The sequence below is a fragment of the Ruegeria sp. AA3 genome (genome assembly GCF_056542905.1).
This window is the reverse complement of the sequence record NZ_JBQGAQ010000015.1, coordinates 19,214-36,279: the sequence shown is the minus strand read 5'-3', so window position 1 is coordinate 36,279 and position 17,066 is coordinate 19,214. Positions and strand designations below refer to the sequence as shown.

Genomic DNA, 17,066 nt, shown 5'->3' with positions numbered 1-17,066 from the left:
AATGTCGCGCCGGGCGCCACAAATGCGCCATATGGTGTCAACAGATTCCAAGGGGAGACACCCGGCTATGAAAACCCAAGTCAAAGCACTGGTTGTCGGCGGCGGCGCCGTCGGAACCTCGATTGCCTATCACCTGGCCAAGGCAGGCTGGGATGATGTGATGCTGATCGAGCGGGACGAACTGACATCCGGTTCCACCTGGCACGCAGCGGGCCTGTTGCCGTTGTTCAACATGTCCTATGCGACGACCCACATCCACAAATACTCGGTCGATTTCTACAAGACGCTTGAGGAAGAAACCGGGCTAAATGCCGGTTTCGCTGTGGTGGGCAACCTGCGCATGGCACAGACGCAAGAGCGTATGGACGAATACATGCTCTATGCGTCCACAGCCGAGACCTGTGATGTTGCCTACGAATGGCTTACCCCTGACCAAATCAAAGAGCGCTGGCCGCTGATCGAAACCTCGGACCTGAAGGGTGCAATTTATCACACCGAGGACGGCTATATTAACCCTGCCGACGTGACGCAGGCGATGGCCAAGGGTGCTCGTCAACGCGGTGTCGACATTGTTCGCAAGATGCAGGCCGATGCGTTCCACTGGAACGGCACCCACTGGGAAGTCACCTGCACCAAGATGGTCGAGAAGGGCGGCAACCTCGTTCCTTCAGATGAGCAGGTTGTGATCACTGCCGAGCATGTGGTGACCGCATCAGGTAACCACGCGCAGCGCACTGCCAAGATGTTGGGCATCAAGATGCCTGCCATCCCGGTCGAGCACACCTTCATCGTCATGGACAAAGACCCCGAACTGGTCAAATGGCGTGAAGCGGGCAACCCCGAGCATCCGGTTGTGCGCGATGCCGACAACGAGTCATATGCCCGCGAAGAACGCGGCGGCTGGATTCTGGGTGTCTACGAACATGGCGCGCCAGCGCAGTTTGAACACGGCGTACCGGACAGCTTCCGCGCTGACCTGTTCCCGCTCGATCTGGACCGGATTGCAGATCAGTACATGGCCATGGCCGAGCGCGTGCCTTCTTGTGCCGAATCCGGTCTGAAAGACGATTTCAACGGCCCAATCTGCTATACCCCTGACGGCAACCCACTGGTTGGTCCGGCTCCGGGTCTGCGCAACATGTGGCTTGCCGAGGGTTTCTCGTTCGGCATCACCGCTGCTGGCGGCACCGGCTACTATCTGGCGCAGATGATGGTCGACGGCGAAGCCGAGATCGACATGGCCTCGCTGGACCCCAAACGCTACAGCAGCAACTGGATGACCACCGAATTCGCGGCGCGCAAGAACGAAGAGTGCTATGAGCACGTCTACATCCTGCACCACCCCGACGAAGAGCGTGAAGCCTGCCGTCCGCTGCGGACCGTTCCAGCCTACGACCGTCAAAAGGCCCGCGGTGCACAGTTTGGCTGGGTGAACGGCTGGGAACGTCCGAACTATTTCGGCCCACTGGACGCGTCGGACAACTTCGACAAGGACAGCCGCTCGTTCCGTCGTGGTGGCTGGTGGCAATATGCTGTCGAAGAAGCCAAGGCGATCCGCGAATGCGTCGGCCTGATCGACGCGTCGGCCTTCACCAAGCATATCGTCAAAGGCCCCGGTGCGACTCAGTTCCTGGACTGGTTCACCTGCAACAAGCTGCCCAAGGTCGGTCGTATCAACCTGACCTACGCGCTGACCTCGCATGGTACCACCCGCACGGAATACACCATCGTCCGCAATGGCGAGAACAACTATTACATCGTCTCTGCCGGTGCCTGGACCGAGTACGACGCCGACTATCTGCGCAAGGCGGCCGAGGACAAGATGGAGGAGTTCGGTTATATCGAGATCCAGGACGTGACCACCCAGTGGGGCGTATTCGCCATCGCCGGACCCAAGTCGCGTGACGTGCTGAAAGAGGTGATCAAGGACGCCGATCCGGAAACTGCACTGTCCAACAAGCGCTTCCCGTGGTTGTCGGCCCGTCAGATCGAACTCGGCATGTGCCCCGTGAACGCGATTCGCGTGGCCTATACCGGTGAACTGGGTTGGGAATTGCACCACCCGATTGAGATGCAGAACTACCTGTTCGACCTGCTGGAAAAAGCCGGTGAGAAGCACGGTATGAAGCTGGTCGGTGCACGTGCACAAAACTGGCTGCGCCAGGAGAAGTCCTATCGTGCGTTTGGTACAGAACTGGGCCGTGACGCGACCCCACTGGAAGCTGACCTGCCACGCTTTGTTGATCTGTCGAAAGACTTCTACGGCAAGGCCAAGCTGGAAGAGACCGGCGTACGCGTGAAATGCTGCACTCTGCTGATCGACGGGCCGGGCGATGCCGATCCATGGGGCCGCGAGGCGCTGTACACGCCGGAAGGCGAGCGCGTCGGTCGTCTGACCTCCGGTGGCTATTCGGTGGCCTTCGAGAAGTCCATCGGCATGGGATATGTGAAGCCTGAACTGGCGGTCGAAGGTACTAAGCTTCAAGTCAAAATTCAGGACAAACTGTGGGATGCGGTCGTCACATGCGACAGCCCCTACGATCCGAAGAATGAAACCATCCGTAAGGACGGCTAACAACTTAAAAAGGCGGCACAAACCTGTACCGCCTTCCCCAAAAAGCCCGCCTCTGGTGGGCTTTTATTATGCGTTCAACTCGTCAAAGCAGTCTAAGGCTTTCGCCGCATACATCATAGATGGCCCGCCGCCCATCTGCACCGCCATCGCCAACACATCCGAAACCTCATCGCGAGTGGCGCCTGCTTTGACCAACGCCTCGGTATGCAGGGTGATGCAAGGCTCGCACCGAACGGCGATCGACATGCCTAACGCGATGAATTCCTTGGTTTTGTAGTCCAGGATCCCACCTTCTTTGACCGATTTCCCCAAGGCACCAAAGGCTCGGGCGGTATCGGGAATGGCGCCGTTGAGATTGCGCAGGCTTTTGCGGGTCCCGTCCAGTGCTTCGTGCCAGCTCATTACAACATCCTTCTTAAAACATATGATAAATTGCATATGATACATAAGAAGGGGACCGGCTTTGATCCTGATCAGATTGCTGCTTTTTGGCCTATGAATGCCAAGTTGTTCGCGGGCATCTGAACGACCTCGACCAGTTCGAGGTCGTTTTCAGAGAATAGCGCCATTATCTGGGTGTCATCTTTGTAGCCAATCTCTGGATCCTGATGAACCAATGCGTCGTGAAATCTCTGGTCGCCTTCGCTGGTCAAGCGCCCATGACGTTTGAAAGGGCCATATAGCACCAAACGCCCGCCCAAGTTCAAAACGCGCGCGGATTCGGCCATCAAGGTTTCAACCTCGGGTAAGCTGATCAGATGTAAGAGGTTGACCAGCACAACCAAATCTTGCCTTGCTATGGTTTTGTGCCAACCTGCCACGGTTGCATCCAGATGAAGTGCAGGGGAAGTGTTTCCCAGCCCTTTCGAATAGGCATCAATACTGGCGCGCCGTTCCAAGGTGACTTCGCTGGGTTGCCAATGAAGTCCGGGCATCCGCCGGGCAAAGGCCGATACATGCTGACCTGTGCCACTGGCCAGTTCCAACGCGCGGCCCGATGATGGGGCAACACGCGCAATTAGATCACAAAGCACCGCCGCGTTTCGGCTTGCTGCTGGGGCGACAAGCATGCCGTCATCACTTTCTGTGGCGACGCTTGCATTGGGGGGCAGTTTGCGCGGTGTCATCTGCGCAACCTTTCGGGCTTCAGCACTTGCACAGTTGTGGCATCAAGTGATGGTTCAGTACCTGTTACAAGATCTGCCACAAGTTGCGAGGCAGCCGGGGCCGTCTGAAACCCGTATCCGCCCTGCGCGGCAGACCAGATAAAAGTTCGGTCTGTGGGATCTGGCCCCAGAACCAAAGTGCCGTCCGATACAAAGCTGCGCAGCCCGGCCCAGTTTGTTTCAACACGTGTCACCGGTTCTGTCACCATGGCCTCGTACCGTGCCAAACCTTCTGCCAGAACCATGTCGTCGGCATAGGCATCATGGGGTGAGGTCGGGTCGGTCTCGCAAGGTGAAACGAGTAACTTTCCGGCATCGGGTTTGGCATACCAGGTCTCAGCAACCCCCAGCATCATGGGCCAGTTTTTCACATCATGCCCTCCAGGCGATGGAAGGCGGGCCATGGATCGACGAAATGGAGTAATACCGATTGGCTGGATTTCTGCCATTTGCGCCACTTCGTCCACCCATGCGCCAGCGGCATTTACCAAGTTGCGGGCTTCAAAGGTGTCAGAGGCTTCAACGACCCAGTGACCGGACTTGCGAATGCTGTCGACCTTCTCTCGGGTCAGGACTGATCCACCGTTACGTCGGATGATCCGTGCAAAATCCTGCAACATCCGGTCCGTATTTATGTCAAAGGCAGTATTGCTAATGGCAACATGTCCTACGGTGTCGGCATTCAGGATCGGGATTTGCTTTGTGGCCTCGTCCAGAGAAATTTGCTGAACTCCAAGGTCTTGAGCTTCCTTCAGGAACAACTCTTGTTGATCCTTGGTACCCACCAGCATCAATCCACGCGGTGTAAGGTATTCATTGACTTCAAAGAAAGCAGCGCTCGCTTCGTTCAGAGCTTTGACGGACGGCGGACCATATCCCTTTTCAAACAGGGCGGCGGACCGACCTGAGGTGTGATAGCCCAACGCATCCTCTGCTTCTAACACCGTGACGGTGCCGTGCTTGGACAGGCGGGCACCCGCGCTTAACCCGGCGATACCGCCGCCGATAATCAGGAAATCAATCATACGTGTTCTTTCGCTTCCGGCCGCGGGATGATCAATGTGACGCATAATATACCCGTGACCTGTGCTGACCATGGCACGCGTGCCTTCAAACGAAAAGACGCAAGCACCATGCACAGGAAACTTGATCGCAAGCGATCAGCCTGCTCTTAGTGCAATCAAAGCAAGATTCGGAGGCGGACGTGAACTCGGCAGACATTCACCCGATGGCAACGGGGCATATACCCTCTTATGTAACGCAGGCGGACGGTAGCGACTACCTCTTTACCTTTATGGTCATTTTCACCGTCGGTTTGGTGGTCCTGATCGGGGTTGCGTATTTTACGCTGCATTCGATCCCGGAAAAAATGGCGCATGAGAATAACCATCCACAGTTTCAGCTGGTTGGAATACTCGCGCTGCTGGCTTTGTTTACCCACAACGGAATATTCTGGATTGCGGCAATTCTTGTCGCGGGTTTTCAGTTCCCCGATTTTGCTGCTCCGTTACGGTCGATTGCAGATGCCATCCGATCCCTGGCACCGGGGCAGGATAAAGCCGTGGTTTCTGATCCACCCGAACCGGATATTGAGCCCGAACCCTCAGAACCGGCAGCGCAGGGGCACTGAACCATGATTGAGACGATGCTGTGCGCACTGATCACCGTGCTTCCCGACTATCTGTTCCGCCGCTTTGTTCAAGGCAAACGGATCGGACATGAGATTACTCTGTTCACTATGTGGTATGAATTGCGTTGGGGGTTAACGACCTGCGCTATTCTGGCACTGACGGTGATCACCACTTTGTTTTATTTCCATCCGGCCAGCAAAACGGCAGCCTCATACTTCCGGACGGTCACGATCCTTCCACAGCTCGGCGGCCGCGTTTCCGAAGTTTATGTGCGCAACAATGAGCAGGTGACAGCAGGGCAGCCGATTTTCCGGATTGAGGATTTCACGCAAACAGCACAGGTTGAAGCTGCTCATGCGCAAATCGCTCAGGTTCAAGCTTCTTTGAAAGTGGCGGAAACCGATCTGGCCGAGGCCGAGGCAGGCATTGCGGGTGCACGCGCGGCATTGGATCAGGCGCTTGAAGATCTCGAGCGGAATACTACACTGCGCGACGAAGGGTCCAGTGCCGTGCGCCTGGCCGAGATCGACCGGCTTGAAAATTTGGTTGCCGAGCGTGAGGCGCAAGTCACGGCTGCCACTTCCAAGCGTGCTGCTGTGGTGCAGCAGATCGAGGAACTGATCCCTGCCCAGCTTGCCAGCGCGAATGCCCAGCTTGACGCAGCATTGACCGAGCTGGACAAGACCATAATCAGCGCGGGTGTCACCGGTCGCATCGAACAATTTGGGCTGCAGGTCGGCGATTACGTGAGCCCGTTATTGCGGCCGGCAGGCATCCTTGTGCCGTCTTCTTCGGGGCACGACCGGTTTCAGGCTGCGTTCAACCAGCTTTCAGCGCAAGTGATCAAACCAGGCATGATCGGTGAAATCGGGTGCATGACAAAACCCTTCACAGTGATCCCCGTCGTCGTCGTCGAGGTACAGGATGTGATCCCTTCAGGTCAGATCAGGCCAACCGATGAATTGCGTGACGTCCAGACCAATACCAAGCCAGGCTCGATCCTCGTCTATCTCGAGCCGCTTTATGAAAGCATGGCCGATGATGTGCCGCCGGGAAGCAACTGTCTGGCCAATGTCTACACGGATAACCACGCCAAGCTGGAAGACGAAAATCTTGGGTTCTGGGAAAAGTCGTTCCTGCATGTGGTCGACACCATCGGTGTTGTCCACGCTGCGGGCTTGCGGTTGCGGTTGATCCTGATGCCGGTGAACACTCTGGTTTTGACTGGACACTAAAACCGGCTCCTAATCCATTACTTGGTGTTTGACCCGGTCCCTGGCAGCCATGTGTTCAACGTGGTTATGTCGCTGAACTTGCGCAGTCTGTGCTACGATGCCTCAGCATATCCTCAGCTGGCCATGATAGGCTGGGGATTTTTTCGGTGCATGGAGGTTACGATGGTTGATACAAATTCTGCATTTGTAGGAGATATCCCGGGAAATTACGATCGAGAGATGGGGCCGGTGATATTCGATCATATGGCCCGCATTATGGCGCAGAAAACAGCGGCCGTTTCGCCCAGACAGGTGTTAGAACTCGCTGCAGGCACAGGGATCGTGACCCGGCATGTGTCTAGTGCGTTGGATGATGGGCATATTGTAGTCACAGACCTCAACGAACCGATGCTTGATATCGCACGCACTAAGTTCAGCGAGACGGATAACGTGAGTTTTCAAACTGCAGATGCGCAGGAGCTTCCATTCGATGACGCAAGTTTCGACGCGGTCATCTGCCAGTTCGGTCATATGTTCTTCCCTGATTGTGCCAAAGCCTACGCCGAAGCGCTCCGGGTGTTGAAACCGGGTGGCATTTATTTGTTTTCGACCTGGGGCACGAACGCCGAGAACCCATATTCCGAACTGGTCATCGAAACATTATCCGCTGCATTTGATGGTCATCCTCTCGGTTTCATGAAAGTCCCGTTCTCGCTACACGATGCTGCCGCGATTCTGGATGAGGTTGCGCAAGCAGGGTTTGTCGAGCCACGCCACGAATACGTCGAACATGCTTCAACTGTTGCGAGTTTTGATAATTTTGCGTTGGGCCTGATGCTTGGCAGCCCAGCCTATTTTGAGGTTCTCGAACGCGATGGAGACCATGATGAAATTGCCAGAGATCTCGCACACAATATGCGTGCACGTTTTGGTTCAGAGCCGTCGGCGATACCGCTGAAAGCCCATTTCTTCCAGATGGTGTCTCCTTGAACGGATGACCAAAAAAAGGCCCGCAGGATTCTGCGAGCCTTGATCTTATCTTACTGGGTTAGACTTTACTGCGGAATGTCGCCTTCCAGCCCCTCGATGTAAAAGTTCATCCCGGCCAGCGTGCCGTCATCAGCAACTTCGCCTTCAGCCAGCCAGGCGCTGCCGTCCTGTTTGTTGATCGGGCCGGTGAAGGGGTGATATTCACCTGCCGCCATCGCGGCTTTCAGGGCCAGCGCCTCTTCTTTGACATCAGCCGGTACCGCGTCGGAAATCTCACCGATTGCGACCATTCCTTCCCGGATGCCGTCCCAGGTATTTACACTCTCCCAGGTGCCATCCATGACCGCCTGTGTCCGCGCGATGTAGTAGGGTGCCCAATCATCGATGATCGATGACACACGCGGGAAGGGGGCGTATTCGCTCATGTCAGAGGCCTGACCGAAGGTTACCACATTGCCAGCTTCCTGCGCCGCAGCTTGCGGTGCGGTCGAGTCGGTGTGCTGCAGAATAACGTCCGCGCCCTGTTCGATCAGAACCTTGGCGGCGTCAGCCTCTTTGGCGGGATCAAACCATGTGTAGGCCCAGACGATTTTGAACTCGACATCCGGGTTCACCTTTTTGGCGTGCAAATAGGCCGAATTGATACCACGGATCACTTCGGGGATAGGGTACGACCCGATGTAGCCAATGATGTTGGACTTAGTCATGTTGCCCGCAATGTGCCCTTGCACCGCGCGTCCTTCGTAGAAACGGGCCGAGTAGACCGAAACGTTGTCTGCGGTTTTGTAGCCGGTCGCGTGCTCGAACTTCACATTCGGGAATTTCTTGGCGACATTGATTGTCGGGTCCATGTATCCAAATGAGGTGGTGAAGATAAGGTCAGCACCTTCCAACGCCATCTGAGTCATCACGCGTTCGGCGTCTGGGCCTTCGGGGACCGATTCAACAAACACAGTCTCAACCTTGTCGCCGAACTCTTCCTCGACTGCCAGGCGACCCTTGTTGTGTTCATAGGTCCAGCCACCGTCGCCCACCGGGCCGACATATACGAACCCGACTTTGGTCTTGTCTTGGGCCATGGCTCCAGTGGCCAGACCTAGCGCCATGGCGGCGCTTGCCAAAAGTGTAGTGAATTTCATGTGTTACTCCCCAAGTTGGTTTAGTTAGCCCCTAGAGCGAGGCATGGAATGTACGGCCCAGTGAGGCAGGTGCGCTGCTCTTGTCGGCCGAAAGGATCACAAGCACAAGGATCGTGATAATGTAGGGCGACATTGCCAGATACTCGACCGGGATGGCAACGCCCGCCGCCTGTAAATTCAGTTGCAACACAGTGATTCCGCCGAACAAATAGGCACCCAGCAGAACACGCCATGGTTTCCAACTGGCAAACACCACCAGTGCAAGAGCGATCCAACCAACACCGGCGGTCATACCCTCGGTCCACTGAGGGACTCGGATCAGGCTGATATAGGCACCGCCAAGTCCTGCGCAGGCCCCGCCAAACAGGATCGCCATGATGCGGATCTTGATGACTTTGTAGCCAAGCGCGTGGGCGGCGTCATGGTTTTCACCCACAGCACGCAGGATAAGACCAACACGGGTGAATTTGAGCGTGGCCCAGACGGCGGCGATTATCGCGATGCCGACATAGAGGATCGGATCGTGTTGGAACAGGATCGGACCGACGACCGGAATGTCGCTGAGCAGCGGGATATGTATATCGCCCATGCTGGGGGGTTTGATGCCCACATAGCTCTGCCCCATGAGCGCGCTGAAGCCCAATCCGAACAATGTCAGGGCAAGACCGCTGGCGACCTGATTGGCCAGCGCAAACTGCGTCAACAGCACGAATAGCAGCGATAGCACCGCGCCTCCGATCGCTGCCGCGATAAAGCCCAGCCAGGGTGAACCGGTCTCAACCGAGATCGCAAAACCACTGATCGCGCCTACGATCATCATACCCTCGACGCCGAGGTTCAGAACGCCCGCCTTTTCGACGACCAGTTCACCAATCGCGGCCAGAAGCAGTGGCGTTGCGGCCACCATCAGCGAAGCGACCAGAAGGACGGGGTTAATCTCACCAAGGTCCATTATGCCACCTCGCTACGTGCCGCACGGATGCGGTAATTTGTCAAAAGATCGAATGCCAACAAGAAGAACAGCAGCATTCCCTGAAACACCTGTATCGCCGCGGCAGGCAGGCCTAGTTGAGACTGCGCAATTTCACCACCGATATAGGTCAGTGCCATCAGCCCGCCTGCCAGCAGGATACCTACCGGGTGCAGACGGCCCAGAAAGGCCACGATGATCGCGGTGAAGCCATAGCCGACATTAAAGTCGATGCTAACCACGCCCGAGGGGCCCGAGACCTCGAACATACCTGCCAGACCGGCAAGTGCACCGGACAGGCCAAGACAGAACAGGATCAAACGTGCTGGGTTCACGCCTGCAAATTTGGCTGCACGAGGCGCCTCACCTGTCAGGCGAATGTGAAAGCCCAGCATGTGCCGGTTCAGCAGAACATATGAGAAGATCACTGCAATAAATGCCGCAACTACACCCCAGTGCATACCTGAACCTGCGATCAGTTCCGCATTGTGTGCACTTTCATAACTTTGCAGGTTGCGCGATCCGGGAAAGCCAAACCCTTCGGGGTTCTTGAGCAGACCCAGCGAAACCGAGGCCAAAAACTGCTCGGCCACATAGACCAGCATCAGAGAGACGAGGATTTCGTTGGTTCCGAACCGAACCTTAAGAAAGGCCGGAATCATCGCCCACAGCCAGCCGCCAAACGCGCCTGCGATCACCATAATGGGAAAGATGAAGAACGCATCCATCGGATAGAATGCCAGTCCAGCACCCGCCCCGAAGATGGCTCCCATGATATATTGACCCTCGGCACCGATATTCCAGATACCTGCGCGAAAACCCAAAGACAGGCCAATCGCAATCAGCACCAAAGGCGCACCTTTGACCAACAGTTGAGGGCGGTAGTAGAATGCGAACTCGCCAAACAGCGGTTCCCAGAAAATTGTTCCGATCGCCTCAACCGGATTTTTGCCCAGTATAGCGAACAGCAATCCGCCAAAAACCATCGTGGCCAACACCGCCACCAAGGGGGTCGCATATGACCAAGCCTTGGATGGCTGAGGTCGTTTCTCCAGCACAATCACCCGATTATCCCCCCGCTTTCTTCATCTTTTTGAAAATATTCTCGTAGAAGGCAGTTCAACACGTCAGACATGCGCCACCTCCATGCCATGTGCTCCGCCCATCATCAGGCCAATCTCATCAACCGTCAGGCCGGTGGTCTCACGCGGCGCACTCAGACGCCCTTCGTTTAACGCGGCAAAGCTGTCCGAGATTTCCATAAGCTCATCAAGGTCTTGGGAGATACAGATCACTGCCGTTCCCTTGGCCGCAAGATCCAGGATCGCCTGCCTGATCGATGCAGCAGCAGCAGCATCCACGCCCCAGGTTGGCTGGTTCACCACCAACACATCGGGGTTCTGCAACACCTCGCGACCGATAACGAACTTTTGCAGGTTCCCACCCGAGAGCGATCGTGCTGCATTCTCAGGCCCGGGTGTCCGAACGTCGAAAGCGCTGATGATTTTCTCGGCGAACTCTTTGGTTTCGTTCCACTTTAGAAAGCCATTGCTTTCCAACCCTTCGCGGATCGATCCGGTCAGCAGGGCATTTTCAGTCAGACTCATATCAGGGGCAGCTGCGTGGCCCAGCCGTTCTTCGGGGGCTGTCAGCACACCAAGTTTCCGCCGGGCCGTCGGACCGAGCTTGCCAATCGCTTGACCATTGAACTTGATCGCATCTGCAGCAGTTGGAATCTCTCCTGACAGAACACCCAGCAATTCGTCTTGACCGTTTCCGGCAACGCCACCTATGCCCAGAACTTCGCCCTTGCGGACGGTCATGTGAACATTGCGCAACGCCGTGCCAAATTCCGAAGGCGATGGCACTGAAAGGCCACTTACATCCAGTGCGACTTCGCCAAACTCTCGACCGGATCGTTCTGGCGTTTGCAATGTCGAGCCGACCATCATTTCGGCCATGTCACGGGCGGAGGTTTCGGCGGGCACACACTCGCCTACATTCTTGCCCAGACGTAGGATCGTGGCGTGGTCACACAGCGTTCTGATTTCTTCAAGCTTGTGTGAGATATACAGGATCGAGGTGCCTTCGGAGCGCAATTTGTTCAGCGTTTCAAAAAGGATATCGACTTCCTGAGGGGTCAGAACCGATGTTGGTTCATCCATGATCAACAGCTTGGGGTCTTGCAGCAGGCAACGGATGATCTCGACCCGCTGACGCTCTCCCGCAGACAGGTCGCCCACTGTGCGATACGGATCTAGCGGCAGGCCATAAGTTTCCGACACCTCGCGGATGCGGGACGCTAGATCACCCATGGCAGGAGGGTTTTCCATACCAAGCGCGATGTTTTCAGCGACGTTCAGGGCATCGAATAATGAAAAGTGCTGGAACACCATCGCTATCCCATCAGAGCGCGCTGCCCGAGGTTCAGGCGGTGCAAAAGACTGGCCACGCAGTAGCATCGAACCGCTGTCGGGCTTCACCAGGCCATAGATCATCTTGACCAGCGTTGATTTGCCCGCGCCGTTCTCGCCCAGCAAGGCGTGAACCTCGCCCTCTCCGATGTCGAAAGACACCTGATCATTGGCCACGACGCCGGGATAGGCTTTGGTCAGCCCTTGAAGACTTAGAAGTGGAGTGGTCACGCGCTCAGGTCCTTCTTCAGTTCATTCTGCCTGGCCGGGCGCAGAAGTTGCGCTGCGACCCCAACGGCGATCATCTGCGGGTGTTTGCCCAGATTGGGGTCGCCAATCGGGCAGGTAATCCGGCCTATACGTGCGGGCAGATGTCCAAGCGCCGCCAGTCGCGACCGGAATCGCGCCCATTTAGTAGCTGAACCAATCAGCCCGACAAAACGGAAATCTTGCAAAAGCAACCTGTTGCACAGTTCCAGATCCAGATTGTGTGAATAAGTAAGCACCAAATGCTCGGCCTCAGGCGGTGCATGTCGCACCAGTTCTGCAGGCTTGGCCGCCGGCACGGCAGTCACCCCCGACGGAATGCTGCTGGGAAAACGCTCGGGACCGGTATCAACCCACGTGATTGCAAGATCGGGCAGGGGGGAAAGAACATCCACCAACGCACGGCCAACATGCCCTGCACCCCAAATCCAGAGGTTGCGGGTGGGTTCGTGGATGGGTTCGATCATCCATCCCTCGATCAGCTGTGGCTCGGGTGCGACGCCTTGAGCGCGAGACCGCGCTAATACGCGTTTAACCGCCATAGGCTGAACCTGAGTATCCAGCGGGTCCTCTTTTTCGCATTCCTGGGTCACAGGTCGTGAGACGACCGTACCTTCAATATGCGTTAAAGAAGCGTTGTCATATATCTCCGAAAGTAGCGAAACCGCTCCGCCGCAGCATTGGCCCAAATCAGGACCAAGTGCATGCTGGCTCAGCCGTGACGGCTTGGTTTGGTGACGCGCAGCTTCAGCGGCTTGAAATTCCAGCGTGCCACCGCCGATGGTGCCGCTTTGCCCGTCTTTCCATACCAGCATCGAAGCGCCAACTTCGCGCGGTGATGATCCCTTGATCCCGGCAATGACGACCCGAACCACCTTGCCGTGGGTTTTGACCGCCTCCCTCAAAGCCTCCCTGTCAAATCCCATCAGGTATCTCCCTTTGCCCTTTGAATTCCACGCCAGACTTCTTCTGCGGTGGCAGGCGCATTCAGCGCGGGATAGCTGGTTCCACATGCGGCCACCGCGTTCGATAGGGCCAACCAAGCTGATATGCCAAGATTGAAGGGTGGCTCGCCAACCGCTTTTGAACGATAGATCGTGTCCTCACGATTCTCTCCATCCCAAAGCGCGACATTGAAAATATCGGGTCGGTCAGAACAGGCCGGTATCTTGTAGGTGGATGGTGCGTGCGTGCGTAGATTGCCCTTGCCGTCCCAGACCAGTTCTTCTGTCGTCAGCCAGCCAGCGCCCTGAACATAAGCACCCTCGACCTGCCCGATATCCAACGCCGGGTTCAGGGACGCGCCCGCATCATGCAGGATATCGGTGCGCAAGATACGGTTCTCACCGGTCAGTGTATCGACAGCCACCTCAGTGATGGCTGCGCCATAGGCAAAGTAGAAGAAGGGGCGCCCATGACCTTTGATCCGGTCCCATTCGACCTTCGGAGTTTTATAGAATCCGGTTGCGGACAGGCTGATGCGCCCCTGATAGGCCAACGCTGCGGCTTCGGCGAAGCTATAGCTTTCTTCGCCCACTGCAACTTGCCCGTCCGCAAATGTCACGGTCGTGGGGTCGGCCTGATGTCGTTCCGCCAAATAATCCGCCATCCGGTCACGGATGGTGTCGCAGGCTGCTTTGACCGCCATGCCGTTCAGGTCACTTCCTGACGAGGCCGCGGTGGCGGATGTATTCGGTACCTTGGCCGTATCGGTGGCGGTAATTTTCACCAGCTCAAGTGGTATGCCAAAACGCGACGCTGCAACCTGAGCGACCTTCTGGAACAACCCCTGGCCCATCTCAGTGCCACCGTGGTTCAGGTGGACCGAGCCGTCTTGATAAACATGCACCAGCGCACCGGCTTGGTTCAGGTGGGTCAGTGTAAAGGAAATGCCAAACTTCACTGGGGAAAAACCGATTCCCTTCTTGATCACGCTATTCTCGGCATTCCATGCGTCAACCGCCTGCTTGCGGGCTGCATAGTCGCTAGACTTCAGCAAAGCTGTTGTCATGCCATGCAGTTCGCAATCGCTGACTTCCATCCCATAAGGCGTGGTGTTGCCGCCTGCGGGTACCGGGCGAACCGGTGCATCGCCCATCTCAACCGCGCCTCGGCTGGTGAGGTCCTCATGCGGGTCAGGATGGCCCAGAGGTTTCTGAGCAACCGGGGGACCGGCCACCTCATGCGCCGGTTCATAGTAGTTCCGGCGGCGCAGCTCGATCGGGTCTAGCCCCATAGCATGCGCCGCGTGGTCCATTACGCGTTCAATCCCAACGATCCCTTGCGGACCGCCAAACCCACGATAGGCAGTGGCAGACTGGATGTTGGTCTTCAGCCGATGGCTTTCGATCCGAGCGTTTGGCAGCAAATAGGAATTGTCCGCATGCAGCATGGCGCGATCTGCTACCGGAAGAGACAGATCCTGCGCCCAACCGCACAAGGCATAGTGCACAAAGGAAATTCCCTGAATATGTCCGTTTTCATCGAACCCGGCTTTGTACGAAATCCGGAAGCCATGGCGCTTGCCCGTGATCGTCATATCGTCATCACGGTCATAGCGCATCTTGCAGGCCTTGCCAGTCGCACGTGCGGCGATGGCGCAGGCGACGGCCAAAGCGTTGCCCTGGCTCTCCTTGCCGCCAAAACCTCCGCCCATCCGCCGTGTTTCAACCCGGACTGCGTGCATGGGAACACCCAGTGCATCGGCCACCTTGTGCTGTATCTCGGTCGGGTGCTGAGTCGAACTGTGCACCAGCATGTCGGCGCCCTCATTCGGCACGGCCAGTGCGGCCTGACTTTCCAGATAGAAATGTTCCTGCCCACCGATTTCAAACGTATCTTCGACGATATGTGCCGCATCTGCGATGGCGGCCTCTGCATCCCCCTTGGCGTAGATACGCGGGCCGTCCTCGAATCGGCTGTCAGCGGCAAGGGCCTCCTCGACTGTCAGAATCGGTGCTTCCTCGGCATAGTCGATCTTGCCCAGCCGGGCCGCTTTTCTGGCAGCCAGATGGCTGGTGGCGACGACCAGAAATACCGGTTGACCGATATAGTGCACCGTTCCATCCGACAAAAGCGGCTCATCATGGATTGATGGGGATACGTCGTTCGCAAAGGGCAGGTCATCAGCGGTGATCACCGTCTCCACACCGTCAGCAGCCCTTACGGCAGACAGATCCATGGCTCTGATTTTACCTTTGGCGATCGGGCTTAGTCCGAACGCCAAATGCAACGATCCCTTTGGTGTCGGGATGTCGTCGACATAGCGCGCTGTACCGGCCACGTGCAGTGGTCCAGTGTCGTGCGGAAGGGATTTGGCGACACTCATGCCGACACCTCCAGTACATTGGACAGTTTGCCCTGATCCTCGTTGTAGTATCTGACAAGCATCGCCTTGGCTGTTTCCAGACGATACGTGGCCGAGGCCCGCATATCGGTCATCGGCGCGTAATCTGCCGCAAAAGCAGGCAATGCGGCGTTAATTGTTTCGCGCGTCCATGGCTGGCCGGTTAGCGCAGCCTCGACTGCCGTTGCACGTTTTGGAGTTCCAGCCATGCCGCCAAAAGCAACGCGAACCTGTTCGACTGTGCCGTTGGTTACGGTGATGTTGAAACACCCGCAAACGGCCGAGATATCCTGATCGAACCGTTTGCTGAGTTTGTAGCACTTCAACCGATCAGCCTGACGCGGGAAGCTGACGGCCTCGACAAACTCGCCCGGCGCGCGATCTTGTTTGCCGTAGTCAATGAAGAACTCTTCCAGAAGGATTGACCGGCGGGCGTCACCCTTGCGCAGGTGCAGTGTTGCTCCCAACGCAATAAGGGCAGGAGGGTTATCTCCGATGGGCGAGCCATTGGCGATGTTGCCACCAACTGTTGCCGCGTTTCGGACCTGAACGCTAGCATAGCGCCGAACCATTTCTGCATAAGACGGATGCAGTTCGGAAAGCGCATCGCCCATGCGGTTCATGTCGACCATTGCGCCAAAGCGGATTTCTTCATCGGTGATCGTGATCTCTTTCAGATCTTCACAACGATTAAGAAAGATTACGGGATCAAGGTCGCGCAGCTGCTTCGTGACCCAAAGTCCGACATCCGTTGCCCCGGCAACTAAAGTAGCATTTGGATTTTCAGAGTAAATCTTGGCGAGTTCATCCGACGAACCAGGCAACCTGGCAGGGGTCGACTGGATAGACACCGGCTTATCTTTGACCCACACGGGAACTGGATGTGCTTCGGCGGCCTCAGCCGCCCGGATGATTGGTGCATAGCCCGTGCAGCGACACAGGTTTCCGGCCAGTTGATTGTCGTGATCCGTCGCGCCATTGGTGTGACTTGCCACCATCGACATCACAAAGCCAGGCGTACAGAACCCGCATTGCGAGCCATGCAGATCCACCATTGTCTTCTGAACCGGGTGAGCGTCTCCATCTGGGCCGCTCGCGCCTTCGACAGTGCGCACCGCTTTACCGTGAAGTTGCGGCAGGAACATGATGCAGGAATTCACCGCCTTGGCACCGTCCTCATCGGTCACCATGACAGTGCAGGCTCCGCAATCACCTTCGTTGCAGCCCTCTTTGGTGCCGGTAAGGCCGCGATCCTCGCGCAACCAATCCAGCAAGGTCGCCGTCGGATCGATATCCTCCAGCTCCACTGTCTCTCCGTTCAGAAGAAACGTGATATTCATGAGTGAAACCCGTC

Annotated in this window: 14 protein-coding genes; 4 read left to right on the top strand and 10 right to left on the bottom strand. The window is 56.6% G+C overall.

From position 1 onward, the window contains the following. Positions 1–67 precede the first annotated feature (67 nt). Positions 68–2,575 (top strand): GcvT family protein, encoded by a 2,508-nt coding sequence (locus tag ACR0JR_RS19970; protein ID WP_480457705.1) that lies wholly within the window; start codon positions 68–70, stop codon positions 2,573–2,575. 66 nt (positions 2,576–2,641) lie between these two features. Here ACR0JR_RS19970 and ACR0JR_RS19965 read toward each other — a convergent pair whose 3' ends face one another. The 3 genes from ACR0JR_RS19965 to ACR0JR_RS19955 all read right to left on the bottom strand — a co-directional run bounded on the left by ACR0JR_RS19965 (position 2,642) and on the right by ACR0JR_RS19955 (position 4,766). Beyond that, positions 2,642–2,977, bottom strand: coding sequence for a carboxymuconolactone decarboxylase family protein (locus ACR0JR_RS19965; protein WP_170775129.1), 336 nt, complete (start codon positions 2,975–2,977; stop codon positions 2,642–2,644). 71 nt (positions 2,978–3,048) lie between these two features. After that, positions 3,049–3,702, bottom strand: a complete 654-nt coding sequence (locus ACR0JR_RS19960; protein WP_480457703.1) for a DUF938 domain-containing protein — start codon at positions 3,700–3,702, stop codon at positions 3,049–3,051. Continuing rightward, the gene (locus ACR0JR_RS19955; RefSeq protein WP_480457701.1) at positions 3,699–4,766 is read right to left on the bottom strand and encodes an NAD(P)/FAD-dependent oxidoreductase; all 1,068 of its coding nucleotides are present in this window, start codon (positions 4,764–4,766) and stop codon (positions 3,699–3,701) included. Before ACR0JR_RS19955 ends, ACR0JR_RS19960 begins: the two co-directional genes overlap by 4 nt. 179 nt (positions 4,767–4,945) lie before the next feature. Here ACR0JR_RS19955 and ACR0JR_RS19950 point away from each other — a divergent pair, with 179 nt between their 5' ends. The 3 genes from ACR0JR_RS19950 to ACR0JR_RS19940 all read left to right on the top strand — a co-directional run bounded on the left by ACR0JR_RS19950 (position 4,946) and on the right by ACR0JR_RS19940 (position 7,576). Then, positions 4,946–5,371 carry a hypothetical protein gene (locus tag ACR0JR_RS19950; protein ID WP_319546548.1) on the top strand — a complete coding sequence of 142 codons (426 nt, stop codon included), beginning with the start codon at positions 4,946–4,948 and terminating at the stop codon, positions 5,369–5,371. A gap of 3 nt (positions 5,372–5,374) precedes the next feature. Further along, complete coding sequence (locus ACR0JR_RS19945) at positions 5,375–6,607, top strand: HlyD family secretion protein (protein ID WP_170780658.1); 1,233 nt, start codon at positions 5,375–5,377, stop codon at positions 6,605–6,607. A gap of 162 nt (positions 6,608–6,769) precedes the next feature. Then, positions 6,770–7,576, top strand: coding sequence for a class I SAM-dependent methyltransferase (locus ACR0JR_RS19940; RefSeq protein ID WP_480457699.1), 807 nt, complete (start codon positions 6,770–6,772; stop codon positions 7,574–7,576). A 65-nt stretch (positions 7,577–7,641) separates the two neighbouring features. Here the strand turns inward: ACR0JR_RS19940 and ACR0JR_RS19935 are convergent, their stop codons facing one another. From ACR0JR_RS19935 to xdhA, 7 genes are all read right to left on the bottom strand, one after another. Next, positions 7,642–8,715, bottom strand: coding sequence for a BMP family ABC transporter substrate-binding protein (locus ACR0JR_RS19935; RefSeq protein ID WP_170703522.1), 1,074 nt, complete (start codon positions 8,713–8,715; stop codon positions 7,642–7,644). A gap of 31 nt (positions 8,716–8,746) precedes the next feature. Beyond that, positions 8,747–9,667 carry an ABC transporter permease gene (locus tag ACR0JR_RS19930; RefSeq protein WP_170780656.1) on the bottom strand — a complete coding sequence of 307 codons (921 nt, stop codon included), beginning with the start codon at positions 9,665–9,667 and terminating at the stop codon, positions 8,747–8,749. Next, complete coding sequence (locus ACR0JR_RS19925) at positions 9,667–10,749, bottom strand: ABC transporter permease (protein WP_010443302.1); 1,083 nt, start codon at positions 10,747–10,749, stop codon at positions 9,667–9,669. Before ACR0JR_RS19925 ends, ACR0JR_RS19930 begins: the two co-directional genes overlap by 1 nt. Positions 10,750–10,812: 63 nt before the next feature. Beyond that, the gene (locus ACR0JR_RS19920; RefSeq protein ID WP_170476697.1) at positions 10,813–12,330 is read right to left on the bottom strand and encodes an ABC transporter ATP-binding protein; all 1,518 of its coding nucleotides are present in this window, start codon (positions 12,328–12,330) and stop codon (positions 10,813–10,815) included. Continuing rightward, entirely contained in the window at positions 12,327–13,292 is a 966-nt protein-coding gene (gene xdhC / locus ACR0JR_RS19915; protein ID WP_480457697.1) for a xanthine dehydrogenase accessory protein XdhC, read from the bottom strand. Before xdhC ends, ACR0JR_RS19920 begins: the two co-directional genes overlap by 4 nt. Next, a complete protein-coding gene (gene xdhB, locus ACR0JR_RS19910) occupies positions 13,292–15,694 on the bottom strand; it encodes a xanthine dehydrogenase molybdopterin binding subunit (RefSeq protein ID WP_480457695.1) in 2,403 nt (800 codons plus the stop codon). Before xdhB ends, xdhC begins: the two co-directional genes overlap by 1 nt. Next, entirely contained in the window at positions 15,691–17,052 is a 1,362-nt protein-coding gene (gene xdhA / locus ACR0JR_RS19905; RefSeq protein ID WP_480457694.1) for a xanthine dehydrogenase small subunit, read from the bottom strand. Before xdhA ends, xdhB begins: the two co-directional genes overlap by 4 nt. Positions 17,053–17,066: the final 14 nt, after the last annotated feature.